Raw genomic sequence first — 24,490 nt, 5'->3', positions numbered from 1 at the left:
CACCGCATTACTTGACGACGCGGCGACCGCGCGGGACGGATTCCCGACGGACGGTACTGCGCTGCGCTCAGTCGCCCTCGCTCTGGCCGGACAGGCGTTCCGCCCGCTCGATCGCCGCTTCGAGCGCCGCCTCGGGGTGGCCCGCCGGCAGACGCGGCGTGCTGCCGGTACGCTCGTAGCCGTCGTCGACGAGGCTGCCGCTGCCCACCGCCCGCGCCGGCCCGCCGAGGTTGGCGGTCACCAGCTGAGGCACCGCCAGCACCAGCGCCACCATGACGATCTGGATGCCGACGAAGGGTACGGCGCCCCAGTAGATGTCGCGCGTGGGCAGCGTCTTCGGCGCTACCGAGCGCAGGTAGAACAGCGCGAAGCCGAAGGGCGGGTGCATGAAGGATGTCTGCATGTTCACCGCCAGCAGCACGCCGAACCACACCAGGTCTATGCCCAGCTTCTCGGCTACCGGCGCCAGCAGCGGCACGATGATGAAGGCCAGTTCGAAGAAGTCGAGGAAGAAGGCGAGCACGAACACCAGCAGCATGACCGCGATCAGGAAGCCGGTCTGGCCGCCGGGCAGCGACAGCAGAAGGTGTTCGACCCACAGGTGACCGTCGATGCCGTAGAAGGTGAGCGAGAACAGCCGCGCGCCGATCAGGATGAACAGCACGAAGCACGTCAGCCGCACCGTGCGGTCGAGCGCCTGGTTCAGCAGTTCGCCGCTGAGGCGGCGGCGCGCCAGCGCCATCAGCAGCGCGCCGGCCGCGCCCATCGCGCCGCCTTCGGTCGGCGTCGCCAGGCCGAGGTAGATGGTGCCGAGCACGAGGAAGATCAGCGCCAGCGGCGGCATCAGCACGAAGGCCACGCGGCGCGCCAGATCGGGCAGCAGGTTCAGGCGCAGCAGGCGGTCCGCCAGCGCCAGCAGCCAGGCCACCGCGCCACCGGCGGTGACCGACAGCAGTGCGCGCGCGTCGGCGGCGTGCGCCTGCAGCGTCGGCAGCTGACTGGCGCCGACACCAGCCGCCAGCGCGACCGCGAACAGCGCCCACACGCCGCGCCGCTCGGCTGCGTCGTGGTCGTCGGCCTCGGGCAGCGCGGGTGCGCTCTTCGGTTTCAGCCAGGCCATGCCCAGCACGTAGAGCAGATAGAGCCCGGTCAGCACCAGACCGGGCAGCAGTGCACCGCGGTACATGTCGCCGACCGGCCGGTTCAGCTGGTCGGCCAGCACGATGAGCACCAGCGAGGGCGGAATGATCTGCGCCAGCGTGCCCGACGCGGCGATCACGCCGCTGGCCAGCCGCGCGTCGTAGCCGGCGCGCAGCATGATGGGCAAGGAAATGAGACCCATGGAAATGACCGATGCCGCGACCACGCCTGTGGTGGCCGCCAGCATCGCGCCGACCAGCACCACCGCCACCGCGAGCCCGCCGCGCAGCGTGCCGAACAGCCGGCCCACCGTGTCGAGCAGGTCCTCGGCCATGCCGGACCGTTCGAGCAGCAGGCCCATGAAGGTGAAGAAGGGAATGGCCAGCAGCGTGTCGTTGCTCATGACGCCGAACACGCGGTCCGGCATCGCCTGCACCAGCGAGGCGGAGAGCAGGCCCAGTTCGATGCCGATCAGCCCGAACACGATGCCGCAGGTCGCCAGCGCGAACGCGACCGGCGCCCCCGACAGCAGGAACAGGATCATCGCGAAGAACATGACCGGGGCCAGGTTGGCGGCCAGCCAGGCGGTCATGGGACGACCCTCCGGTCACTGCGTGACCACCTCCCCGGGGGAGGGACACGCATCCTTCGGAGCGACCGTGCGGACGCGGAGAGGTTGGCCCTCCGGTCACTGCGTGACCACCTCCCCGAGGGAGGGACGCGCATCCTTCGGGGCGGCCGTGCGGACGCGCTCATGCCTCCGCCTCCGCGTCGTCGGCGAGCGCAGCGACCCGGCGCACGATCAGCGCCAGCGCCTGCAAGGTGAGCAGCGCGAAGCCGGCCGGCACCAGGATGCGGGCCGGCCACAACGGCAGGCCGCCGGCGCTGGCCGACACTTCATTGCTGAGCCACGACGACAGGAACCAGGGCCAGGACAGCCACAGCATCAGCAGGCATACCGGCAGCACGGTCAGCGCGAGCGCAGCGATGTCGGCCTTGATCCGGCCACGCGGCGACAGACGCGCGGTCAGCAGATCGATGCGCACGTGCTCGTCCAGCTTCAGCACGCGACCGGCGCCGAGCAGGAAGGCGGCCGACACCAGATACCACTGCGCCTCCAGCAGCGCATTCGAGCCGGCGTCGAACTTGCGCGCCAGCGCATTGCCTACCGCCAGCAGCACCGCCGCCAGCACGGTCCACGGCAGCACGCGGCCGCAGGCCTCGTTCAGTCGGTCGGTCAGATCGGCGAGCGTCAGCAGGGCGCGCATGGCGTGGGGGTGGAGGTGAAGGCGCGATGGTAACCGCTGAGGCGGCTGCGACGCACTGTGGGAGCGGTCTTCTGACCGCGACGCGGCCGATGCAGTCCGCTGGCTTCGATTCTGGCCGCAGTCGGGGTCAGAAGACCCCTCCCACAGAACCCGGATTCAGGCTCCGCTCCTTGATCGGGCTCACCGTCTCTGTGCGAGCGGCCTTGGCCGCGACGCGGCCGCTGAACGTAGCAGCTGCCGACGCCCTACAATATTGCATCGCACAAGGATCGCTCCATGACCGCCACCACCCGCATCTGCCTGGTCCGCCACGGCGAAACCACCTGGAACGTCGACCGTCGCGTGCAGGGCCAGATCGACATTCCGCTGAACGAGCGCGGCCTGCTGCAGGCGCAGGCCACCGCACAGGCGCTGCTGGCCGAGCGCATCGACACGCTCTACGGGTCCGACCTTGGTCGCGCCTGGGTGACGGCCGGGCGCATCGCGGTGCCGCGCGGCCAGCCGGTCATGCCGGAGCCGGCGCTGCGCGAACGGCATTACGGCGCCTTCCAGGGGCTGACCTACGCCGAAGCGCGCGAGCGCCACCCGGAGGACTTCCACCGTTTCGAGGCGCGGGAGCCCGCCGCGCAGTTTCCGGGCGGCAGCGGCGAAAGCCTGCTGCAGTTCGATGCCCGCATCTGGGGGCTGATTGAAACGCTGCGCGCGCGCCACGCCGGTCACACGCTGCTGCTGGTGACGCACGGCGGCGTGCTCGACATCGTCGCACGCCGTGTGCGCGGGATGCCGCTGACCGGCAAACGTGACTTCGACATCGCCAACTGCGCGCTGAACTGGATCGCGCATGACGCGAACGGCTGGCGCATCGAGCGCTGGGGCGACCAGACCCACCTCGACGGTGCGCTGGACGAGTTGCCGGCGTAAGCAGCGCGGCGTCGCAAGCCATCGGCTTCGATCCACGCCGCAATCGCGAGCACGCTCGCGCCCACCAGAACCCCGCTCCGACCGTGATCCGGGACTGCTTTTGTGGGAGCGACCTCTGGTCGCGATGGGGCTTCGGCAGGCCGCTGTCGGGGTCAGAAGACCCCTCCCACAAGACCTCGGCAAAGGTTCGGGGCGCGGATCGGCGCGTCCCCTGTGGGAGCGGCCTTGGCCGCGACGCGGCCGTCAGGCGCCGCCGGCTTCTATCCAGGCCGCAATCGCGAGCAAGCTCGCTCCCACAAGGCCGGTGCGCCCTTCGAAGACGGGCGCTATCTGCCCGCCGCCGGATTCAGGAAACCGCGCATCAGCCGCGTCAGCCGCGGCATCACCACCCAGGTCATCGTGATCACGATCAGCGCGGTCAGCAGCGCGACGCGCAGCAGGAAGGGCAGCGGCGTCAGCCAGGGCGCCACCAGCCACAGGAAGAGCGACACGGTCGGAAAGATGCCCATCCAGGTCACCAGCGCCATGCGGGCGCGCGGCGGGTGGGTGGACGGCGCCACCACCTGCGGGCCGAACCACGCCTCCAGCCCGGTCACCACCCGATACTCCGGCTCGTTCTCGCCGGCGGCGCACAGCCGTGGCTGCAGCGCCGCGCGTGCCGGGCTTTCGTCCCACGCCTTCAGATCGGCTTCGGAACGGAAATGCGCGATCACCTGGTAATCGCCGCCCGGCTGCTCGGGCGTGATCATCTGGGCGCCGAGAAAGCCGGGCGCATGACGCATGGCTTCGAACATTTCGCGGATCAGCGCTTCGTATTCGACCTCGAACCCGACCCGTGCCCGGCGGCGGGCGATGCGGGTGACATGGGCTTGCGGTGGGGCGGCGCTCATGATGATCTCCGTTATCCGTATTGCGTTTGTTAGAGAAGCTGGGTTGCGTACTTCGATGCCCCGGTGGGAGAGATCTTGACCCCGACAGTGCGTATGACGACCCGCCGCTGTCGGGGTCGAGACCCCTCCCACAGAACCATGCTCCAGGCTCGGGTCGCAGATCTGGCGCAACCCTTGTGGGAGCGGCCTTGGCCGCGACAGTGCGTATGACGACCCGCCGCTGTCGGGATCAAGACCCCTCCCACAGAACCATGCTCCAAGCTCGGGTCGCGGATCTGGCGCAATCCTTGTGGGAGCGGCCCTGGCCGCGACAGTGCGTATGACGACCTGCCGCTGTCGGGGTCAAGACCCCTCCCACAGAACCATGCTCCAGGCTCGGGTCGCGGATCTGGCGCAACCCTTGTGGGAGCGGCCTTGGCCGCGACAGTGCCTGTGACGACTCGCAGCTGTCGGATTCAGAGACCCCTCCCACAGAATCCCGGCCCGGCCACAGGTCGGGCGCATCTCCTGCTGCTTACTCCTTGATCGCTTCGACTGCGATGTCGATGGTCACTTCGTCGCCGACGTTCGGGGCGTACTTGCCCATGTTGAAGTCGGTGCGCTTGACGGTGACCGTCGCGTTGGCGCCGATGGCGTCCTTCTTCGTCATCGGGTGCGGCATCGAATGGAAGCTGGTCACCTTCAGCGTCACTGGCTTGCTCACGCCCTTCAGCGTCAGCGTGCCGTCGACCGCGACCGGCTTGTCGCCGTCGAACACCACCTTGGTCGACTTGAAGGTGGCGGTCGGGAAGCGGGCGGTGTCCAGGAAGTCTTCGGCCTGGATGTGCTCGTTGAACAGCGACGAACCGGTGCTCACCGACTTCGTGTCGATGGTGATGTCGACGGCGCCGGTCTTCGCCGCGCGGTCCAGCGTGATCGTGCCGGAAGTCTTGTCGAAACGGCTCAGCTGGGTCGAGTAGCCGAAGTGGCTGTACGAGAAGCGCGGGAAGCTGTGGTTCGGGTCGAGCTTGAAGGTTTCCGGCGCGGCCAGCGCGGGGGCGGCGACAGCGGCGAGGGCGAGCGAGGCGATGAGGGTTTTCAGCGAGGTCATGGCGGTTCTCCGGTTTGGGTACATCTATATATATATGCAGCGAGGGTGAGGGCGGCTCAGCCGCCGGAAGTCATCTTCACCAGCGTGCGATCACGCAGGACGAAGTGGTGGTACAGCGCGGCGCCGGCGTGGCCCAGTACGAGCAGCCAGATCAGCCAGGCGCCGAGCACATCCTTGTGGATGAAGTCGATCGGCTTTTCGAAGGTCTTGAAGTCGAGACCCATGCCTTCGGCCACCACGCTCTGGAACAGTGCGGTGCTTTCGAACTTCGGAATCTCGAACAGGAAGAAGAAATCCGTGCTCACGCCGGTGCCGAGGTAGCCGGTGATCGGCGCGACGATCATCACCGCGTACAGCGCCAGATGGCCCATATGGGCGGCGAGGTGCGCCAGCGGCGTGCCCGGCTCGTCAGCGGGCGCGCGGTTCATCAGGCGCCAGATCACGCGCAGCGCCACGATGACGGCAATGCTGACGCCGACCGACAGATGGATCTGCAGCGCGGTCATGTTCTCCGGCGTCTGCTTTTCGGTGAACCACTGGCGGTAATAGACCGACACGTAGGCGGCGAGAAAGAGTGCCGCCGTCGTCCAGTGGAACCACTTGGCGATGCGGCCGTAGTTGGCGGCGGTGTTCTTCAGGCTCATTGCAGCGCTCCTCTATCAGGGGTGAAGGCCCAGGCGTCCATCGCCAGCACATAGTCGTCGATGCCGGCGTGGAAGCGCTCGGCGGTCGCACCTTCGCCTGCGGCACCGAGCGCGACGAAGAAGGGCAGCAGGTGTTCTTCGCTCGGGTGGGCGCGTACGGCGTCCGGCGCGCGGCGCCGGTAATCGAGCAGCGCGTCGGTGTCGCCTGCCGCCAGCCGTTCGGCGAACCAGTCGGCGAAGGCGCGCACATAGGCCGGCGTGCGGCCGTCGCCGTGGGCGACGATCTGCCAGTCGCGCAGGTTGTGCGTCAGATTGCCGGAGCCCAGCACGCGCAGGCCCTGCGCGGCCAGCGGCGCCAGCGCGCGGCCCAGCCGGTACGCACCTTCGGCGCCGCCGCGGCTCTGCAGCGACAGCGGAATCACCGGCACGTCGGCGTCGGGGTACATCAAGCGCAGCGGCACCCACGCGCCGTGATCGAGGCCGCGTTCGGCGTCGAGCTGCACCGGCAGGCCGGCGTCCTCGATGGCTGAGGCGACGATGCCCGCCAGTTCGCGGCAGCCGGTCGCCGGGTAGCGGATCGCGTACAGCTCGGGCGGGAAGCCGTAGAAATCGTGAATGGTGTCCAGCCGGTCGGCGGTGCCGACCGTGGGTACGGCGCTGTCCCAGTGCGCGCTGACCGCGACGATGGCGCGCGGCCGCGGCAGCAGGTCGGCCTTCGCCTTCAGCGCCGCGCCGGCCGCGCCCGGGCGCAGCGCGAAGGTCGGCGCGCCGTGCGGTACGAAGAGGCTGGCGGGGTAGGTGTGCAGTGCGGCGGTGCTCATGGCGGACATCCGTGATTCGATGACTGCAGCTTAGTCATTCCGGCTTGTCCGAAATAGACGACAATCCGCAAATACTCGTTGCAGGAATCGCAACAATGGATCGTCTCGATGCCATGCAGCTCTTCGTTCGCGTGGTCGAACTGGGCAGCTTCTCCGCCGTCGCCCAGCAGATGGGTGTTGCCCGCTCGGTGGTCACCCGGCAGATCGCCGCCCTCGAAGCCCACCTCGGCGCCAAGCTGCTGGCGCGCAGCACGCGCCGGCTGTCGCTCACCTCGGCCGGCACCGCCTATCTGGAGAAATGCCGCGTCATCCTGAACCTGGTCGAAGCCGCCGAAACCGGCATCGCCGAAGAGCGGCAGACGCCGCGCGGCCCGATCCGCGTCGGCGCGCCGCTGAGCTACGGCCTGAAGCGCCTGTCGCCGCTGCTGCTCGATTTCGCCGAGCACTACCCGGAAGTCACGCTCGATATCGACTACAACGACCGCCGCGTGAACCTGATCGAAGAGGGCATGGACCTCGCCATCCGCGTCACCGCGAAGCTCGACCCCGCCACCGTCGCGCGCCGCATCGGCACGAGCCGGCTGATCGCGGTCGCCTCACCCGACTACCTCGCCCGCCACGGCACCCCGGCCACGCCGGAAGACCTCGCGAACCACGCCTGCCTCGGCTACACCGCCGTCGCCGCCCAGCCGAGCTGGACCTTCACCACGCCCGACGGCCGCACCGTCACCGTGCCGCTGCGCAGCCCGCTCACCGCCAGCAACGGCGATGTCCTGACCGAGGCCGCCGCCCGCGGCATGGGCCTCACCTGCCAGCCCGATTTCATCCTCGACCCCTGGTTGGCCGACGGCCGCCTGCAGCCCGTGCTCACCGACTACGCCACACCCGAGCTTGGTGTGTACGCCGTTCTGCCCGGCAACCGGCATGTGCCGCACCGGGTCCGGGTGCTGATGGACTGGTTGGCCGAAAGGCTGATGGCATAGTTGGACACAGCCTGTTCGGGTACATTCCGGATGACCCAAGATGAGAAATAGAAGGGGTGAGGTTTTTCATCTCTGTTTAATACTGGATGAATACACAGCATGGCGCGCCAAAACCGTGAGCCTGAAACCGTTTCGGAACGATCACCCCTGCCCGTTTATCCGGCAGCGTCCATAGTTATGGCGCAAAAATGCGCCAGAAAACAAAGTTAGGTGCAGGCATGGTCCCAACAGATCCCGATGACGAAATCGCAAAAGGCAGAATTGCCCTTTGGCTTTCTCCGGAGCAAATCGCATTTATCGCTAATGAATGGCGAAAAATTCCCGGCGATGCGCCGCAGGCGGTAAAACAATGCTGGAGCGATATCGCCTTTAGAGCAATGACTGCTTTACATAGGGCTGGGATTACGTTTGAGCCTGTTTTTCCTCGCGAAAGTGATGCGTACCACCTAACTACTCACCGCAGCGGACCCGCCAAAGCGGGCCGCTGAGTTCAAACGTTAGACCTCACCATGCTGTCCTTTCCGTTCCAACTCCATGACATTCCATGCAAGGCAGTACGGCTATGAACATGAGCTTGGTGTCCGGTTGTCGTCTCGTTGTTCTGCACTGGCTGCTGCTGTTGGGTTTTCTTTTATTTTTGATCGCCCATCAATTCGGCGGTATCACCGTGAACGCAACCCCCGTTGGTGCACTGCTAATGGTTTCATCGTTGATCTGTGCTGCCGCAGCGCTCCTGTTTGGCTTCAAAGAACATTGCGGAAAGTGCGGCAGTCTTTTGGCCGACCAACTGCCTAAACAACCCGTAGCAGGAATCGAGGGACTCCTGCTCGATCAAAGGTCAAAGGCAATCATTGCCACTGCCATCAAAGGCAGGTTTCGCTGCGGAGTCTGCGGAAATTGGTGCTAGTTGCCTTGGGCCGTCGAGGTCTAACTTCTCATTCCACCGGACCTGCGCGAAAAGCCGCGCAGTCCGGTGAATTCAAACGTTAGGCGTCACAAATGCACTCGAGCAATACCGCTCTGGCTTCGCTTCACCGGCTCATGGCCTTTGCCCAGTCGGTCAGAGTTCGCCGGATGATCGAAGGAATCGCGCTCGAGCCCAAGCAGACGTTCTGGATCATGACCCTGAACCTGCTGCTTGATGCGGCGGCCATCGACTGGTGCAAAGTCTTCGGGTCCTGGGATGAAGACACTCACTGGACACGAACCATCCCCAAAGAGCGGCATGAAGAAGTGCGTGCGGAGTTACTGAAGAGGATTGGTCTCAGCGCTGACGAATGGGAAGCCTACAGAGGGAGCATTGTCCGTTTTCGAGACCAAATGGTTGCTCACCATGATCTCAATGCAACGGTCGCGCAGTATCCGCACTATGACCTCGCCTTGGGCGCTGCCGACTTTATGTTCGCTGAAATCTACGATCTAGCTGATCCGGATTCTTTAGGTGGCATTCCGTCGTCGCTGGATCGGTGGTCCGGCACCGTTGCGGGCAACATGTCAGCCATCGTCAGAGCAGCCTTCGGCGCAAGCGCGCAGCTTGGTTCGAATGTGCCCGCGTGAATCCACTTGATCTTGAGCCCGTTCGCCTCAGCGATGGCGCAAACCATCCACTGGATCGCAAGGCATGAGGTCACTACTCAGACCTTAGGCGCCCCCAATCCGTCCCATGTTTGACTTCCTGGACATGATCTCACTGCCAAGGACCCTATTGCTGGGCGTGTTACGTGCGCTTTGGTGGCTTGGTTGGGAGTTCTGTGTGCAAACGGTCGGTTGGTCGGTGGGCTGGTTCGCTTGCCGTGCGGTCACATTTGGCCGTTTTCCGTCCGAGCAGCGGAACCAACTAGAAAACGCAGGTTTGTTCGTTGCCTTCGTCGTAGAAGTGCTTGGCCTGGCACTTATAGCTCTGGGCATTTATCTCCTGTCTCAAAGCTGGCCGCACCTATGAGTTATTCAAGCTTTTCGCGTCGTAGCTTGCGTCTGCCGAGGGCGTGCGGTGGCGCAGGTGCGCCTAACCATTCCGTCTACCGGACCGCCGAACACCCGCCTTTAGGCTGCGTCAATCCGCCTCGCGGGGCGTAGGGTTACTTTCGTCGATAACCAGCGCGAGCCCTTCACTTCTGAGCCGGACACGGTAGCGCCGCCCATATGCACATCACAACTCAGGGAACGAAAAGTACGTGCCAGAGATGCGGAACAGTGCTTGAACACGAAGTACGGCGACGCAGCATGATCGACGTCGTCGGTGCGACTCTGCTCGGTCTGGTGGTCCTTGGCCTCGCGCTGTTGTTCGCGTCCACCTCCGGCCTGCGTGGCGGACGCTACACCTTGGCCGTAATCGTAGGCACTGCGGGCTTTCTTATCTGGGGGCTCTGGTACGTCGCTGGTCCAGCGGATCGCGCGGTCTCGTCCTGTCCCTCGTGTGGTGCTCAAGAGCCGGGTTCGCGTGAGCCGTAGAAGAGCGTGACCTTGCCCAATGAATGAAGGCCGAATCGTGATCGGCAGGCGAGCGACGACGTGAAAAGCTTGTTGAACATGCATGTTCGAGGCCTGCTGCAGATTGCGTATCTGTCCTTCAGCCCGACCTCGGCGCCCAGCCGCTCAGACGGCCCCAGACTTTCATGTCGATCGCTGATCCGGCTGAAAGGCTGATTTCATTCAGCACGTGGGCATACCGAAGTACATTGTGGATGCCTCTTCTCGAACCCGTCATGTCATGCGGAGTGCCCTCCTTCTCGCTAGCGTAGTGTCCGTCGCAGCCTTGACTGTCGTCGGCTTCCGGTACGTCACTTCCGTGCACGAGCCGGAGGAGAGCTTCGTTGCGGAGCAATGGGTGAGCCGGCGCGCGCAGGTACAACTCAACGATCCGGGTTGTGTGCGGGGCGGAATGGCGCTGTCGCTCATACGTACAGGCGCGCTGCTCAAGCTGACGCGCGTCGAGGTGGTCGGACTGCTCGGCGCGCCTGACGAAGGTGCCGCGGAAGCACTGCGCTACGGCCTCGGCCAGTGCCACTGGGACTGGCGGCAAAGCCTGCTGGTTGTCAGTTTCAGTCCTGGCGGCAACGTAAGCCATGTCTCGGTTGCAGTCGATTGACCGCAGCTTGAATGGAGGACTTGATCCTCATGCAGTTTGCCCCGGGGAAAGGCATGGCTTTCTGGAAAAAGTGCGTGATCGGTCTGATGCTGATGTGTGCACTCGCATTCGCCGCTCTGTTGGCGCTGCTGTCGAACGCTGATGACCGCTTATGCGGAACGTACGTGGTGGACGAGGTGCTCTCGCCAAATCGGAAGTCGAAAGCTGTTTCGTACCAGATCGACTGCGGTGCGACCACCGGTTTCAATACACATATGGCGATCCTCCCCGGAGGCAGCACGCTTGAGATCGAAGACCGGAAGCTTTGGGGCGTAACGAGTTTCTTCGTGGTGGAATCCAACAACGACCCCGCGCCACGAACGCAGTACGGTGGACCAAAGGTGACAGTTCAATGGGTCTCGGATACGAAGATCGAGTTGCACTCCGACGCGCGAGCCCGCGTCATCCGGAAGGAGTCGTCGTCCGGGCGAATCCAGGTTGACTACCACTACTATTAGAGGACACTTCGTCGATGCACTTGTCGCGTCTGCGAATCTGGCTTTCTTACGGTCGTTGTCTGGACACCCCGCAAGGCATTGCGCTGATACTGAGCGTGCCCGTGTGCTGGATAGTGATTCGGCTGCGCTGGGCTTTTCCCGATCTGGCGGAAATGTCGGCCTTCTCTTCACCGGACTGGCTTTATCTGTTCTCGCCCTTTCTGGGCTTTCTTGCTTTCCTACGGCTCGGGTATCCGGCCTTTGACGCCTCGTGGCTTGCCGCCGGTATGGTGTGTGCGCTCTCAGGGTTTCCGTTCTATGTCGCCTACCTTCGCACCTGATTACACGCAATGCGCTGTGGTCCTCGCGCTGCGCCGTTTGATGGAGACTTCGCATGAAGTGTGATTGCCCTCTTTGCGGAGAGAACCTTTCGCGCAGGCGATTGAAGAAGGTGCCACTGCAGGGCGAATCATCCTGGCTGGCGTTCAGATGGTTTCTGAAATGTCCGTCGTGCATCGGTGCGCTGCAATTGAATCCGCACCCGCTCGAACGCGCCGCCCTGCGGTGGGTACTCATCGGGGTTGCGATGCTGAATGGCGGAGCTCTGCTGTTCGGCGTCACGGCGCCGCCGTCGTTGGCACTGCTATCGATTGTCCTGGTCGCGTTCGGGCCGTTCATCGGGCGGGCTCTGTTGGTTCCGGCCGACTGGCCCCGGTATGCGCCGCAGGCCTCAGGCGAGCGCAAGGCTTGATGTGGTGATGCATCGTGATTCCCGTCAATTCCTTCGTGCCGCGACGGAGACCGCCCACATGACCCTGCTCTTCCTGTGCGCCTTCTTCGCCGCGCTCTGGCTGATCGGCCTGCCGCTTTACCACGCATTCTTCGCCTGTCAGGGTGAGCGCGACGCGCTGCAGGCGAACTTCCGGCGGCTTCGGCAGGACAGACGCCTGCGCGGCCGCTGCCTGCTCGGGCTGTTCGTGCTGCTGAATGCGTGGTCGCTGTATCCGCTGCGAGGCGTGTGCGTCGCCGTGGCGGTCATCGCGGCTTTCGTGCTGGTCACGCGGTAGGGAACACGTGCGTACGAAGGTTCTTTTCATCGCTCGCTTTCAGGCTCCGCAACTGTCCTGCTCCATGGCTGTTATGCCGCGTTGTGGCAATCTACGCAGATAAATATGGAGGTTGCTATGCCCCGTCCGCTGGAAGCCCTTGCTGAAGAAGTGCTCCAACTTGCGCCGGAAGCACGTGCTAGGCTGCTCGACCGTGTGGTGGCCAGTCTGGATGCGGATCGTGCTCGTGACGCCGCCTGGGATGCGCTGGCCGCGGAGCGGGACGCCGAGCTTGAATCCGGTGAGGCAGTGGCCATTCCGGTCGAGCAGGCGCTCGCCCGTCTTCGTGCGGAACTGGAGTGAAGGTTTCGATCCACCCGGGTGCGGATCGTGATCTCACCGATGCTTTCCGCTTCTACAGATCGGAAGCCGGTAGCCGTGTGGCTGGCCGGTTTCTTGCCGAGTTCGAGCGCGTAACGAAGCTTCTTGCTGAGTACCCGGACCTCGGCACGCCTACCGGCGCTGATCGCCGGGCATATCCGCTTGTCGGCTTTCCTTATGCGGTCATCTATTGCAGGAGGGATTACGGACTGCAGGTGCTGGTCGTACGGCACCAGAGCCGCGATCCCGGGCACGGCGAACAACGATCCTGACTTGTCGGACATGCGTGTCGCCGTCTATGGCGCCTTTTCCGCTGCTGCCTGCCCCGAGTGATCCCCACCCATGAGCATGATTCTCGAACTGCATACCGTCAGCGACGCCAACCTGGCCCGGGTGCTGGCGGATCCGCCGCTGGTGTGGAAGGTCGTTTCGCCGGACGATGACGGCATGTACGAGGCAGCGCGCGCGGAGGCGGGCGCTGCAAAGGCCGGTTTCCTCCAGCGCCTGTTCGGCCGGCCGGCGCACGCAAAGGCGCCGGCGGTGGATTTGCCGCTGACCCCGGGCGAGGTCGAAGCCACCGATGTCGACAAGGCCTGGCACGGCATCCACTACATGCTGACCGGCACCGCGTGGGAGGGGGTGCCGCCGCTGAACTTCCTGATGCACGGCGGTGCGGTGATCGGCGAGGTCGAGGTCGGCTACGGGCCCGCGCGCGGCATGACGGCGGCGGAGGTGAAGGCGGTGGCCGGCGCGCTCGCCGGCATCGACGAGGCTTTCATGCGTGCACGCTTCGATCCGGCGCCGATGACGCAGCTCGACATCTACCCCGGCATCTGGGATCGCGACCCGGCCGAGGACGACAGCTTCGGCTACTGCATGGAGTACTTCGGCGAGCTCAGGACCTTCGTGATGCGGGCGGCGGAGCGGGGCGCCGGCCTCGTCATCAGCCTCACCTGAGTCGCTGCCTGCCTCTCATCAGTCATCGATTGTGCTGTGACCCTCGCGGGCGAGCGGGCGATACTGTCGGCCCGGCGATCATGCGCCGGACCTGCTGCGGAGCCGGTAGAGCAATGTCGCCGGCCCCGTGGCCCTTCTTCTGTTTTCGGATTCGGGAGTACTGGATGTCACATCACCGTTCGCGCCGCCTGCGCAAGAAGCTGCACATCGACGAGTTTCAGGAACTGGGTTTCGAGGTGGCCTTCCGGCTGCGCGATGGTCTGTCGGCGGACGAGATGGGCGCTTTCTGGGACGCCTTCATCGGCGACGCGATCGAAGGCAACGGGTTGCTCTACGGCGGATCGACGCGCGGGATGGCCTGTCTGCGCAAACGCGGGTCGGCCGGCGAACAGCATCGCGAAGCGGTGCGTGCCTGGCTCGCGGGGCGGTCGGAGGTGAGCGAGACGGAGGTCGGGCCGCTGATCGACGTCTGGTATCCGGCGGCGTAGGGCCCGGCCGGTTTGTATTCGCGCGCTTGCCGGGGCCAGCATTCTTGGCGTGCATCGGATGCAACAGGTCGAACCCGGTCTGCTCGTGGGTTTCCGGGCAAGCCCCTCCATGGGCTTTCTGTCGCTGGTCTGGTACTTCTTTGCCGGACAGGAACAGAGCCGGGACCTTCTTGTCACCTATGGCGTACGGTTCAAACGCGGCCGTCTGGTGAAGCCCTCCCTTGCGCTGGCTGCACTGTATCTGGCTCTGGGATGGACGCCTAGCGAAGTGATGTGATGGTGCGCCCCACAAGCAATCGCCTGGCAGAGGGCAGTTCCGGATCAGACTTCGCATGGACGGGCCGATGGATCACGTGAGCATCTGGTTCTGGGTCACAGTATCGCTGGCTGGGCTGGTATTCCATGGACTGGCTGCCGGCGCGTTCTACCTGCTCTATGCCTTCACTGTGACCGCATTCGGTCGCACACCGCCTTCCGGGCCCGCCGCGCTCGGCCGAGCTTTCGGCCTGCTTTTCCTGTTCGAGGTGGTGGGCACCGCACTGCTCGCCTATCTGTGCCCGATCGTATTTCAGAGTTGGCAGCCGGACGCACGCGAGGTGGCGGAACTGGCTCTGCGCCTTGTCCTGTTCCTGACGACGCCGGTTCTTGCTGCGTCGGTTGCGGTTATCAGCAGCGAGGATGTTCGTACGCTGAATGCCTGGATCTACTTTCCGTTTGGGCTGTTCATACACATCATGATCTCGCTGTTCGCCTTTATTGAATCGTCTCTGATGCCTTATGCCATGCTGGCGTTCATGCCGTTCACATTGATCGGCTATCGGTGTGCGACGCATCTGCGTACCTGCCTGCATGCGTCTCATGATGAAGCCGCGCGGGACGGCTCTGCGGCCGGATGAAGCGGATCGGCTGAATGACACTATGCGAACCCACCCCCTCATCCTGTTCGACTTCGACGGCACGCTCGCCGACTCCTTCCATCTGTTTCTCGACGCGTGGACGCACGCGGCGCAGCGGTATGGCTTCCGCCCCGTCGATACGACCGACCTCGACCGCCTGCGTCGCCTCGGCGCGCGTGACATCGTGGCCGAGGTGGGGTTGCCGCTGTGGAAGCTGCCGGCAGTCGTGGCGACGATGCGCGCCTGGATGCGCGAGCGGGCAGATCAGGTGAAGCTGTTCGACGGCGTGCCCGAAGTGCTGCACGCGCTGAAGGCAGGTGGTGCGCGGATCGGCATCGTCACGTCGAACGCACGCGACACGGTGGAGCGGGTGCTCGGCGACGACTGCCGTCCGCTGATCGACCACTGGGGCTGCGGTGCGTCGCTGTTCGGCAAGGCGGCGAAGACGCGGCGGGTGATGAAGGCGGCCGGGGCTGTGGCGGAACGGACGGTGAGCGTCGGCGACGAGCTGCGCGACCTCGAAGTGGCGCAGTCGCTCGGGCTGGATTTCGTCGCGGTGGCCTGGGGTTATACCGTGCCGGACCGCTTCGCCGGGCTGGCCGGCGTGCGGCTGTGCGCGGCGCCGGGTGAGCTGCCGGCACTCGTGTTCCGGCCCTGAGCGGGCGACCTCGAATGCGCGGCACCGTTTATTTGCGAACGATTCGCATTTGCGTTAATCTGGCTTCCCGAGCGGGCGCACTTCCTGCGACGCTCAGCCACAGGAAGCGGACGATGGAATTCGAAACCGATGAGCCCCGGATGCCGTGCCCCTTCGGCATGCTGGCTGCGACGATGGCGCTGATGACGCGCTACGCGGACCCGGCATCGGGGCAGACCGGGCAGGGCGTGCATGAGGTTCATCCGCTGCTGGCGCGCAAGATCGTGTCCAACCTGTTCTTCCTGCAGCATCACCCGGCCTTGCCCGAACATTTCGCCCAGGTCGTCGCTCAGGTCCGCGCGCAGTGGAAGGCGCTGGCCGATGCGAAGGCCGGACGTCAGGCGGGCCTTGCGTCGATGGCGGCACTGTCCACGACCGCGCACTGAACACCCGCCGCCCCGCCGTTCCGGGCTGGCCGACTTCAGCTGCTCTGGCGTATCGTCCGCTCTTCAGTCCTGGAGCCGAATGTCATGTGCAGCGATCACGACTCCCTCGAACTCGCCCGCGCCCGCATCGCCGGCGAAACCGCGCGCCACTACGGCACGATGCGCTTCGCGATGTTCACGGTGTTTTCCGCCGTGCTGGGGGCGCTGCTCGCGTTCGCGTTCTCGCAGGGCGGGTCGCTCTTCCTGGCCCACGCGCCCTACCGGGTCGGCCTCGGCGTGGTCGGGCTGGTGCTGTCGGTGCTGTTCCTGCTGGCCGAGTACCGCATCTCGACGCTGGTCACCTTCTATCAGGAAGAGGCGTTCACGGCCGGTGCACTGGCTCCGTCGCCCGACCATGACGACTGGAAGGGCGTGGTGCTGGTGACCATGCTTGCACCCTACGCCTTGTCGGCGGTGTTCTGGCTGCTCGCCATCTTTGGCCTCATCGTGTTCCCGGTCTGGCCGGCGCCGGCGGCCGGCTGATCCTGCGCATGACGAGGTGCCGCGCGATGCGGCACCATGGCGGAACACTGTCTGGATGGAACACGTCATGAGCGCCCACGCCCCTCCTGCAAATGATCCGTCGGTGCCGAGCGTTCTGCCTGCCGACGAAAGCGCCGGCCGTTACCTGCTTGCCGCCGTGCCGCGCGTGCATCCGGCGCAGACCGTCGATGCGGTGCTGGCCGACCTGCGCGCCCGGCACTACGACTGCCTCGACGTCGTGTGCGTGGTCGATGATGACGAAAGCCTGATCGGCATCGTGCCGCTGGCCGATCTGTTCCGCGCGGGGCAGGGCGCACGCATTGACGCGGTGATGCGGCGTGACTGCCCGACCGTGCATGCGCACACCGACCAGGAGCGCGTCGCCTCGCTGGCGCTGCATCACGTGCTCGACGCGATGCCGGTGGTCGATACGCACGGCCGGCTGCTCGGCGTCGTGCCATCGACCGCGCTGCTGCATATCCTGCGTCGCGAGCACGTCGAGGACATCCACCGCCTCGCCGGCATCACGCGCGAGACGCGGCGTGCGCGCGAGGCGATCGAATCGGCGCCGATGCGCCGTCTGCGCCACCGTCTGCCCTGGCTGCTGATCGGTCTGGCCGGCAGCATGTTCGCCACCTTCATCATGGCCGGCTTCGAGCGCACGCTGTCGCTGAGTCCGGCGCTCGCCTTCTTCGTGCCGGGGCTGGTCTATCTGGCGGACGCCATCGGCACGCAGACCGAAGCGGTCGCGGTGCGTGGCCTGTCGCTGAGCCACGCGTCGATCGGCGCGCTGATCGGTGGCGAGGTGCGCACCGGTCTGCTGATCGGACTGGTGCTGGGCGGGCTTACCTTTCCCTGCGTCTGGCTGGCCTTCGGCGACCCGACGCTGGCGTTCGCGGTGGCGCTCTCGCTGGTGATGGCCGGCGGCATCGCGACGACGATAGGTCTCTTCCTGCCCTGGCTGCTCGGCCGCCTGGGCAGCGACCCCGCCTACGGCAGCGGCCCGCTCGCCACCATCGTGCAGGATCTGCTGACGCTGCTCACCTACTTCGCTGTGGCGAGCGCGGTGATGGTGCAGGGGTGAACGCGGCCCGGTTGCGAGTTCGGCCCGCATCCGCGGTCCCGCTCACGCTGAAGCGGGAGAGGGGCGTGTGCGGGCGGAGGTCTTTCCGTCTCCTGCATTGGCGGGGGAGGCAGAGCTTCGATCGAGGCCGCTATCGCGAGCGAGCTCGCTCCCACAAGACCCCGCCTCCGGCAACGGATCGGGCGCGCCCCCTGTCGGGGCAGCCCCGGTGGGAGCGGCCTTGGCCGCGACATAGGCATACTGCAGCCCCTGCTGTCGATCCGCGCACCGGTCGCTCGTCGACCCTGCGACGGCGCCTGTCGCGCCGACTCCAGGAGAGCTCCCATGCGTTACATGATCATCGTCAAGGCCACCGCGGACAGCGAGGCGGGTGTCATGCCGGAGGAAGCACTGATGGCTTCGATGGCCACCTATCATGAAGAGCTGATGCGCGCCGGCGTGCTGCTCGATGCCTCCGGGCTGCAGGCCAGTTCGAAGGGCTGGCGCGTGCGTTACCGCGATGCCGGGCGCAGCGTCATCGACGGCCCGTTCGCCGAGACGAAGGAGCTGATCGCCGGCTATACGCTGATCCAGGTCGCCTCGCGCGAAGAGGCGTTGCACTGGACACGCCGCTTTCCGAACCCGGCCGGCGAGGGGCGTGACGCCGAGATCGAGGTGCGTCAGGTGTTCGAACTGGACGACTTCGCACCCGGTGAGGCGGTGGAACGCTTCCGCCGGATGGACACGGCCTGAAGGAGACGATGCATGACGCACGGGACCACGACGACGGTGCACACCGGACGATGACGGCCGACCTGCACCGCACGCTGGACGCCGTCTGGCGCATCGAGTCGGCGCGCATCATCGGCGCGCTGGCGCGCATGGTGCGCGACGTCGGCCTCGCCGAGGAACTGGCGCAGGACGCGCTGGTGACGGCGCTCGAACAGTGGCCCGACAAGGGCGTGCCGGACAACCCCGGCGCCTGGCTCACCGCCACCGCGAAGAACCGTGCGCTCGACCTGCTGCGCCACCGCAGCATGCAGGCGACCAAGGCCGATGCGCTGACCTGGGAAATCGAATCGCAGCTGCAGGACGGCGCGCCACCGGCCCCGGACAGTGCGCTCGACGAGCCTATCGGCGACGACGTGCTGCGCCTGATGTTCGTCGCCTGCCACCCGGTACTGTCGGTGGAAGCGCGCGTCGCGCTGACGCTGAAGATGGTCGGCGGCCTGGCCACGCCGGACATCGCGCGCGCCTTCCTGGTGCCGGAGGCGACGCTGGCGCAGCGCATCGTGCGCGCCAAGCGCACGCTGAGCGAGGCGCGCGTGCCCTTCGAACTGCCCGGGCCGGCGGAGCTGGGGGAGCGGCTCGACGCCGTGCTGAAGGTGATCTACCTCATCTTCAACGAAGGCTATGCCGCCACCGCCGGCGAGCAGTGGATGCGACCGGCGCTGTGCGAAGAGGCCCTGCGCCTCGGTCGCATACTGGCAGAGCTGGCGCCGCAGGTCGCCGAAGTGCACGGCCTGGTGGCGCTGATGGAAATCCAGGCCTCACGCCTGCACGCGCGCACCGACGCTCGAGGCGCACCGGTGCTGCTGCTGGAACAGGACCGCACGCGCTGGGACCGTCTGCTGATACGCCGCGGGCTGGCCGCGCTGGAACGCGTCGACGCGCTCGGCGGCGGCTACGGCCCGTATGCGCTGCAGGCCGCCATCGCCGCCTGTCATGCGCGCGCCGCCCACGCCGACCACACCGACTGGCCGCGCATCGCCGCGCTGTACGACGCGCTGGCGCAGATCGCGCCGTCACCGGTGGTCGAACTCAATCGCGCGGTCGCCGTCGGCATGGCCTTCGGCCCGGCCGCCGGGCTGGAGATCGCCGACGCGCTGCGCGACGAAGCGGCGCTACGCCACTACCACCTGCTGCCCGGCGTACGTGGCGACCTGCTGGCCAAGCTCGGCCGCCACGGCGAAGCCTGCGAAGAGTTCCGCCGCGCCGCCGCGCTGACGCAGAACGAACGCGAGCGCGAACTGCTGACCGAACGCGCCCGCGTCAGTGCGGACGCAGCGCGCTGACCCTCAGCCGGACCGTGCCCGGCGACGGCGCGCGGCCAAACCGATCAGCGCGGCGCCGGGGTTTGTGGGAGAGGTCTTCCGGCCCGGACAGCAGCCTGGTCCGGAGCGCGACGGCCGTGTCGCAGCCAAGGCTGCTCCCACAGGGGCATGCGCCAGACCTGCGGCCGGAGCCCGAGCGGGGCTCTGTGGGAGGGGTCTTGACCCCGACAGCGGCCTGCATCGAGGCCCGCGGAGCGCGGGGCCGTGTCGCAGCCGAGGCTGCTCCCACAGGGGCATGCGCCAGACGCGCGGCCGGAGCCCGTGCGGGGTTTTGTGGGAGGGGTCTTGACCCCGACGGCGGCCTGCATCGAGGCCCGCGGAGCGCGGGGCCGTGTCGCAGCCAAGGCTGCTCCCACAGGGGCATGCGCCAGACCTGCGGCCGGAGCCCGAGCGAGGTTCTGTGGGAGGGGTCTTGACCCCGACAGCGGCCTGGATCGAAGCCTGCGGACAACAGCGGCCGTGTCGCGGCCAAGGCCGCTCCCACAGGGGCATGGTCCAGACCTGCGGCCGGAGCCCGAGCGGGATTCTGTGGGAGGGGTCTTCTGACCCCGACAGCAGCCTGTATCGAAGCCTGCGGACAGCAGCGGCCGCGTCGCGGCCAGGGCCGCTCCCACAGGGCGTGCAAACAACCAGCGCACCGACGAAAAAAAAGGCGGCCCGCAGGCCGCCTTTGAGAACTCACAGCCATTGCTGTGGAGGAGGAGAGCCGAGTATCGCCCTTGTCCGCCTGTCTGCAAGGGCTGTCACAAATACTTCAACTGCGCCTGTTCCGCAGACGGCTCAGGGTGTGCAACCGGGTGCGACAGGTGGTCGAAGGGCGGTGCAGCCGCCCGGCGCATGCTGCTGCGTGGTGCATGCGTCCGCGGCTTGCGAACGTCGGCTTACTCCGCCTCGACCGAGGCAGGCAGCGGTTCGAGTCGCTGCACCAGCACCTTGTCGACGCGGTTGCGGTCCATGTCCATTACCTCGATGCGCAGGCCGGCGACCTCGAAGAAATCGGTGGCCACCGGGATGCGGCCGAGCATGTGCAGCACCAGTCCACCCACCGTGTGGAAGTTTCCGCTGTCCTCGCCCGGCAGTGCGTCGTCGATGCCGAGCACCGATTTGACGCGCTCGATCGACGTGCCGCCGTTGACCAGCCACGAGCCATCCGCGCGCTGCACCACGTCCGCTTCCTCGTGCGCCGCCGGCACCGACATGTCGCCGACGATGGCGGCGAGCACGTCGTTGACGGTGACCAGCCCCTGCAGGTCGCCGTACTCATCGACCAGCAGCGCAAGGTGCTTGCGCGTGCGACGGAAGTTCTCCAGCAGTTGTGCGGTGCTGACCGTGTCCGGCACGTAGAGCGGCGCTTCGAGCAGCGCCTCGATGCTGCGCCGGTCTATCGTTTCGCCGGCCAGCGACTGCTTCAGCAGCGCGCCGCTCTGCAGCACGCCGAGCACGTGTTCGAGACCGTCGCGGCACACCAGCACGCGGCTGTAGGGGCTGTCGGCGATGCGCCGGCGGATGTCGTCCTCCGGGTCGTCGAGGTCGATCGCGTGGATGTCCTTGCGCGGCGTCATGATGGCGCCGACGCGCAGTTCGTCCAGGCGCAGCACGTTGGACACGATCTGCTGTTCGCTCTGGTGGAACACGCCCGCTTCGGCGCCCTGGCCCATCAGCACCTTGATTTCCTCGTCGGTGATCGGCGGCTCGTCGGTGCGGCGCGCGCCTGCGATGCGCAGGATGGCGTTGCTGGTGACCGACAGCACCCACACCAGCGGCCGCGCGACGCGCGCCAGCAGCACCATGGGCCGCGAAATGAGCGAGGCGATGCCTTCGGGCGCCAGCAGCGCCAGCCGTTTCGGCACCAGTTCGCCGACCACGACGGAGAAATAGGTGATGCCGATCACCACGACGGACAGCGCCACCGTGCGTGCATAGGGCTCGATCAGCGGGAATCCCGACAGCCAGGCGGCCAGCGGATCGGCCAGTACCGTTTCGCCCATGGCGCCGCTCAGGATGCCGATCGACGTGATGCCGACCTGTATCGTCGACAGGAAGTTCGACGGGTCGTCGTGCAGCCGTATGGCGGCCTGCGCCCCCTTGTGGCCGTCCTCGGCAAGACCGATCAGGCGCGCCTTGCGCGACGACACGACGGCGATTTCCGACATCGCGAAGACGCCGTTGAGCAGGATGAGTGCAAACAGTAGTGCTACGTCCATGCTGCAGGCCACCCGCTGTCCGACGCGTGGCTCCGGTGTGAAGGAGGGGCCATTATCCCCCACGGTACGACCCCTGCCGGCGTGCAACGCGCTCCAGCGGCGTCCGATCAGGGCGTGAAGAAATAGCGCGTGAGGTGGAAGAACACCGGTGCGGCGAAGCTGACCGAATCCATGCGGTCCATCATGCCGCCGTGGCCCTGGATCATGCTGCCCCAGTCCTTGGCGCCCAGGCTGCGCTTGACCGCCGACAGCACGAGCCCACCGAGGAAACCCATCACGACGATGGCGGCCGACATGCCGGCCGCCTGCAGCGGCGTGAAGGGCGTGATCCACCACATCGCGGCGCCGATCGCGGTGGCCGACAGCGCGCCGCCGACGAAACCTTCCACCGTTTTCGACGGGCTCACCACCGGTGCGATCTTCGTCTTGCCGAACAGCTTGCCGAACACGTACTGCAGCACGTCGCTCAGCTGCACCACGAGCAGCAGGTAGAACAGCAGCAGCGCGTTCTGGCCGGCGTAGTCCGGAATGTCGAGCAGCAGCAGCGCCGGCACGTGGCTGATGCAGTAGATCGTCAGCATGACGCCCCACTGGATCTTGGCCGCGCGTTCGAGGAAGTGCTCGGTGTCCTGCGCCAGCACCGACAGCGAAGGCAGCAGCAGGAAGCCGTAGACCGGGATCAGGATGGAGAACAGCGCGTACCACTCGTCGGCGATCAGCGCGTACTGCAGCGGAATCGCGATGAAGAAGGACACCGACAGCGCGCGGTGGTCGCCCGGCCGGGTTGGCGTCAGCGTCATGAATTCGCGCAGCGCGAACCACGATATGAGCGCGAACATGACGATGGTGGCCATCTTGCCGAGCATGAAGGCGACCGCGAACACGGCCACCATGATCCACCAGGCCTTGATGCGCGCATTCAGGTTGTCGACGACGTCACGTCCGCTGTCGCCCTGCACCCGGCGCGACAGCATCCAGCCGATGAAGGAGGACAGCAGCAGCACGGCACCGATGCCGCCCATCAGCCAGTAGAACTTGTCCTGTGCGCTCATTCCGTTTCCTTTTTGTTGTCGCGCGGCCGTTCAGGCCAGATCGATCACGGCCTGCCGGGCGCGTTCGAGAAAGTCCGCCTTGTCGTCGCCCGCGATGCGCCTCAGCGGCGCACCGAAGCGCACCGTGCAGATCAACGGTACCGGGAAGAAGGTGCCCTTGGGCATGCAGCGATGCAGGTTCTCCAGGTACACGGGCACCAGTTCGACCTCGGGGAAGCGCTCGGCCAGATGGAACAGCCCCGCCTTGAACGGCCCCGGCAGCGGCTGCAGATTGCGCGTGCCTTCCGGAAAGAGGATCAGCGAATCGCCGGCGGCGAGCGCTTCGGTCAGCGGTGCCAGCGGGTCTTTCGTTGCCTCGCTGCGCTGGCGCTCGATGAACACCGCATTCAGCCCGCGTACTGCGATGCAGCGGCGCACCGCGTCGGTGTTCCAGTAGTCGGCGGCCGCCACCGGCCGCGTGTGCCGGCGCAGATCGCGCGGCAGCGCCGACCACAGCGCCAGCGTGTCGATGTGACTGGAGTGGTTGGCGAAGTAGATGCGCTGGGCGGGCGACGGCGCGCTGCCCTGCCAGCGCGGCGCCGCACCGACCAGGGCGCGGGTGATGCCGATCAGCAGCGCGGAAATCAGCATGTCGGCCCCGCAGCGGTGAGCTGGCAGGCGATGCCCTGCGTGCGCGTGACGCAGGTCAGCACCGAACCGGCGGCGATGACCACGCAGGCCGCCTGCAGCGCCCACTGGCTGCCGGCCCAGGCCAGTTCTCCGGCGCCGATCAGGCAGCCGGCGGTCATCACGGCCATCCGGTGCTGCTTGGCCATCGGCCCGCGGAAGCTCTGCGCCAGTCCGAGCGCGCCGCCGAACACCCGCACATAGGCGGTCAGCGCCGCCGCCAGCGCGCCGAACCAGCCCAGCGCCGGCCAGCCGACCGCGTAGCCGAGCGCGACGATGAGCAGCGAGTCGGCGACGCGGTCCGGGAATTCGTTGTACAGCGCACCCAGCGCCGACTTCTTTCCGCCCTCGACCGCCACCATGCCATCCAGCAGATTGCAGATCAGCCGCCCCTGTATCGCCAGCGCGCAGCCGACCAGCCCGGCGGGCGTCGGCCACCACAGCAGCAGCGCCGCACCGGCCGCAGCGAACAGGATGCTGACGACCGAAATCTGGTTCGGCGTCACCTCGGTGCGCGCCAGCCAGGCCGCGCTGCGCTGCGCCCAGCCGGCCGAGCGGGCGGCAATCGGACGGCGATTCTCGTCCGTTTCGTCTTTCGGACGGCGATTCTCGTCCGTATCGTCTTTCGGACGGCGGTATTCGTCCGCGTCGTTCACTTGAGGCAGGTCGTCCGCATCGTTCATGTTCTTGGGCTCCG

Annotated in this window: 33 protein-coding genes; 23 read left to right on the top strand and 10 right to left on the bottom strand. The window is 66.4% G+C overall.

Annotated elements, in window-relative coordinates; genetic code table 11:
• Positions 1-67: 67 nt before the first annotated feature.
• Positions 68-1,732, bottom strand: coding sequence for a TRAP transporter large permease (locus WJU27_RS12955; RefSeq protein ID WP_341422363.1), 1,665 nt, complete (start codon positions 1,730-1,732; stop codon positions 68-70).
• Positions 1,733-1,892: 160 nt separating this feature from the next.
• A complete protein-coding gene (locus WJU27_RS12950; protein WP_020163338.1) occupies positions 1,893-2,408 on the bottom strand; it encodes a TRAP transporter small permease subunit in 516 nt (171 codons plus the stop codon).
• 276 nt (positions 2,409-2,684) lie between these two features.
• On the opposite strand from WJU27_RS12950, the gene WJU27_RS12945 reads away from it, so the two are divergent.
• Positions 2,685-3,329 carry a histidine phosphatase family protein gene (locus WJU27_RS12945; RefSeq protein WP_296808723.1) on the top strand — a complete coding sequence of 215 codons (645 nt, stop codon included), beginning with the start codon at positions 2,685-2,687 and terminating at the stop codon, positions 3,327-3,329.
• A 326-nt stretch (positions 3,330-3,655) separates the two neighbouring features.
• On the opposite strand, the gene WJU27_RS12940 is transcribed toward WJU27_RS12945, so the two are convergent.
• The 4 genes from WJU27_RS12940 to WJU27_RS12925 form a co-directional block, all read right to left on the bottom strand.
• Complete coding sequence (locus tag WJU27_RS12940) at positions 3,656-4,219, bottom strand: antibiotic biosynthesis monooxygenase (protein ID WP_296808725.1); 564 nt, start codon at positions 4,217-4,219, stop codon at positions 3,656-3,658.
• Between the two features lie 514 nt (positions 4,220-4,733).
• Positions 4,734-5,309 (bottom strand): YceI family protein, encoded by a 576-nt coding sequence (locus WJU27_RS12935; protein ID WP_296808728.1) that lies wholly within the window; start codon positions 5,307-5,309, stop codon positions 4,734-4,736.
• A gap of 56 nt (positions 5,310-5,365) precedes the next feature.
• The gene (locus WJU27_RS12930; RefSeq protein WP_296808731.1) at positions 5,366-5,953 is read right to left on the bottom strand and encodes a cytochrome b; all 588 of its coding nucleotides are present in this window, start codon (positions 5,951-5,953) and stop codon (positions 5,366-5,368) included.
• Positions 5,950-6,774: a DODA-type extradiol aromatic ring-opening family dioxygenase gene (locus WJU27_RS12925; RefSeq protein WP_296808733.1), complete on the bottom strand. Its 825-nt coding sequence runs from the start codon at positions 6,772-6,774 to the stop codon at positions 5,950-5,952. Before WJU27_RS12925 ends, WJU27_RS12930 begins: the two co-directional genes overlap by 4 nt.
• Positions 6,775-6,869: 95 nt before the next feature.
• Here WJU27_RS12925 and WJU27_RS12920 point away from each other — a divergent pair, with 95 nt between their 5' ends.
• From WJU27_RS12920 to WJU27_RS12815, 22 genes are all read left to right on the top strand, one after another.
• Positions 6,870-7,757, top strand: coding sequence for a LysR family transcriptional regulator (locus WJU27_RS12920; RefSeq protein ID WP_341422362.1), 888 nt, complete (start codon positions 6,870-6,872; stop codon positions 7,755-7,757).
• Between the two features lie 188 nt (positions 7,758-7,945).
• The gene (locus WJU27_RS12915) at positions 7,946-8,245 is read left to right on the top strand and encodes a hypothetical protein (protein ID WP_341422361.1); all 300 of its coding nucleotides are present in this window, start codon (positions 7,946-7,948) and stop codon (positions 8,243-8,245) included.
• Positions 8,246-8,319: 74 nt separating this feature from the next.
• Entirely contained in the window at positions 8,320-8,664 is a 345-nt protein-coding gene (locus tag WJU27_RS12910) for a hypothetical protein (RefSeq protein ID WP_341422360.1), read from the top strand.
• A gap of 92 nt (positions 8,665-8,756) precedes the next feature.
• Positions 8,757-9,314 carry a hypothetical protein gene (locus WJU27_RS12905; protein ID WP_020163349.1) on the top strand — a complete coding sequence of 186 codons (558 nt, stop codon included), beginning with the start codon at positions 8,757-8,759 and terminating at the stop codon, positions 9,312-9,314.
• A gap of 106 nt (positions 9,315-9,420) precedes the next feature.
• Positions 9,421-9,699, top strand: a complete 279-nt coding sequence (locus tag WJU27_RS12900; RefSeq protein WP_157257181.1) for a hypothetical protein — start codon at positions 9,421-9,423, stop codon at positions 9,697-9,699.
• A 798-nt stretch (positions 9,700-10,497) separates the two neighbouring features.
• Entirely contained in the window at positions 10,498-10,845 is a 348-nt protein-coding gene (locus WJU27_RS12895) for a hypothetical protein (RefSeq protein WP_341422359.1), read from the top strand.
• 11 nt (positions 10,846-10,856) lie between these two features.
• Positions 10,857-11,342, top strand: a complete 486-nt coding sequence (locus WJU27_RS12890; RefSeq protein ID WP_020163352.1) for a hypothetical protein — start codon at positions 10,857-10,859, stop codon at positions 11,340-11,342.
• 14 nt (positions 11,343-11,356) lie between these two features.
• Positions 11,357-11,662: a hypothetical protein gene (locus WJU27_RS12885; RefSeq protein ID WP_157257182.1), complete on the top strand. Its 306-nt coding sequence runs from the start codon at positions 11,357-11,359 to the stop codon at positions 11,660-11,662.
• A 53-nt stretch (positions 11,663-11,715) separates the two neighbouring features.
• Positions 11,716-12,072, top strand: coding sequence for a hypothetical protein (locus WJU27_RS12880; RefSeq protein WP_081629054.1), 357 nt, complete (start codon positions 11,716-11,718; stop codon positions 12,070-12,072).
• A gap of 58 nt (positions 12,073-12,130) precedes the next feature.
• Positions 12,131-12,388, top strand: a complete 258-nt coding sequence (locus tag WJU27_RS12875) for a hypothetical protein (protein WP_341422358.1) — start codon at positions 12,131-12,133, stop codon at positions 12,386-12,388.
• Between the two features lie 117 nt (positions 12,389-12,505).
• Positions 12,506-12,730, top strand: coding sequence for an addiction module protein (locus tag WJU27_RS12870; RefSeq protein ID WP_020163356.1), 225 nt, complete (start codon positions 12,506-12,508; stop codon positions 12,728-12,730).
• A complete protein-coding gene (locus WJU27_RS12865) occupies positions 12,727-13,020 on the top strand; it encodes a type II toxin-antitoxin system RelE/ParE family toxin (protein ID WP_341422357.1) in 294 nt (97 codons plus the stop codon). Before WJU27_RS12870 ends, WJU27_RS12865 begins: the two co-directional genes overlap by 4 nt.
• Positions 13,021-13,090: 70 nt before the next feature.
• Positions 13,091-13,705 (top strand): YfbM family protein, encoded by a 615-nt coding sequence (locus tag WJU27_RS12860; RefSeq protein ID WP_341422356.1) that lies wholly within the window; start codon positions 13,091-13,093, stop codon positions 13,703-13,705.
• Between the two features lie 164 nt (positions 13,706-13,869).
• Positions 13,870-14,193: a YggL 50S ribosome-binding family protein gene (locus tag WJU27_RS12855; RefSeq protein WP_341422355.1), complete on the top strand. Its 324-nt coding sequence runs from the start codon at positions 13,870-13,872 to the stop codon at positions 14,191-14,193.
• Positions 14,194-14,251: 58 nt separating this feature from the next.
• Complete coding sequence (locus WJU27_RS12850) at positions 14,252-14,470, top strand: hypothetical protein (RefSeq protein ID WP_341422354.1); 219 nt, start codon at positions 14,252-14,254, stop codon at positions 14,468-14,470.
• Positions 14,471-14,537: 67 nt separating this feature from the next.
• Positions 14,538-15,089 (top strand): hypothetical protein, encoded by a 552-nt coding sequence (locus WJU27_RS12845; protein ID WP_341422353.1) that lies wholly within the window; start codon positions 14,538-14,540, stop codon positions 15,087-15,089.
• Between the two features lie 22 nt (positions 15,090-15,111).
• Positions 15,112-15,747 (top strand): HAD hydrolase-like protein, encoded by a 636-nt coding sequence (locus tag WJU27_RS12840; protein ID WP_341422352.1) that lies wholly within the window; start codon positions 15,112-15,114, stop codon positions 15,745-15,747.
• Positions 15,748-15,860: 113 nt separating this feature from the next.
• Complete coding sequence (locus WJU27_RS12835) at positions 15,861-16,172, top strand: hypothetical protein (protein WP_296808767.1); 312 nt, start codon at positions 15,861-15,863, stop codon at positions 16,170-16,172.
• A gap of 84 nt (positions 16,173-16,256) precedes the next feature.
• Positions 16,257-16,694, top strand: a complete 438-nt coding sequence (locus WJU27_RS12830; RefSeq protein ID WP_304013033.1) for a hypothetical protein — start codon at positions 16,257-16,259, stop codon at positions 16,692-16,694.
• Between the two features lie 67 nt (positions 16,695-16,761).
• Positions 16,762-17,778: a magnesium transporter gene (locus tag WJU27_RS12825; RefSeq protein ID WP_341422351.1), complete on the top strand. Its 1,017-nt coding sequence runs from the start codon at positions 16,762-16,764 to the stop codon at positions 17,776-17,778.
• A 324-nt stretch (positions 17,779-18,102) separates the two neighbouring features.
• Complete coding sequence (locus WJU27_RS12820) at positions 18,103-18,510, top strand: YciI family protein (protein WP_020163364.1); 408 nt, start codon at positions 18,103-18,105, stop codon at positions 18,508-18,510.
• Positions 18,511-18,560: 50 nt separating this feature from the next.
• Entirely contained in the window at positions 18,561-19,832 is a 1,272-nt protein-coding gene (locus tag WJU27_RS12815; RefSeq protein WP_341422444.1) for an RNA polymerase sigma factor, read from the top strand.
• Positions 19,833-20,752: 920 nt separating this feature from the next.
• On the opposite strand, the gene WJU27_RS12810 is transcribed toward WJU27_RS12815, so the two are convergent.
• The 4 genes from WJU27_RS12810 to WJU27_RS12795 all read right to left on the bottom strand — a co-directional run bounded on the left by WJU27_RS12810 (position 20,753) and on the right by WJU27_RS12795 (position 24,476).
• On the bottom strand, positions 20,753-22,075 hold the full coding sequence (locus WJU27_RS12810; RefSeq protein ID WP_341422350.1) for a hemolysin family protein: 1,323 nt from the start codon (positions 22,073-22,075) through the stop codon (positions 20,753-20,755).
• Positions 22,076-22,182: 107 nt separating this feature from the next.
• A complete protein-coding gene (locus WJU27_RS12805; RefSeq protein WP_341422349.1) occupies positions 22,183-23,127 on the bottom strand; it encodes a phosphatidate cytidylyltransferase in 945 nt (314 codons plus the stop codon).
• A 30-nt stretch (positions 23,128-23,157) separates the two neighbouring features.
• Positions 23,158-23,757: a lysophospholipid acyltransferase family protein gene (locus WJU27_RS12800; protein WP_341422348.1), complete on the bottom strand. Its 600-nt coding sequence runs from the start codon at positions 23,755-23,757 to the stop codon at positions 23,158-23,160.
• Positions 23,751-24,476 carry a CDP-alcohol phosphatidyltransferase family protein gene (locus WJU27_RS12795; RefSeq protein ID WP_341422347.1) on the bottom strand — a complete coding sequence of 242 codons (726 nt, stop codon included), beginning with the start codon at positions 24,474-24,476 and terminating at the stop codon, positions 23,751-23,753. Before WJU27_RS12795 ends, WJU27_RS12800 begins: the two co-directional genes overlap by 7 nt.
• Between the last annotated feature and the right edge of the window lie 14 nt (positions 24,477-24,490).

The organism is Methyloversatilis sp. NSM2, from assembly GCF_038066675.1.
GTDB lineage: Bacteria > Pseudomonadota > Gammaproteobacteria > Burkholderiales > Rhodocyclaceae > Methyloversatilis > Methyloversatilis discipulorum_A.
Note: the sequence above shows the minus strand (reverse complement) of the source record. Positions and strands in the feature narration are given on the sequence as shown.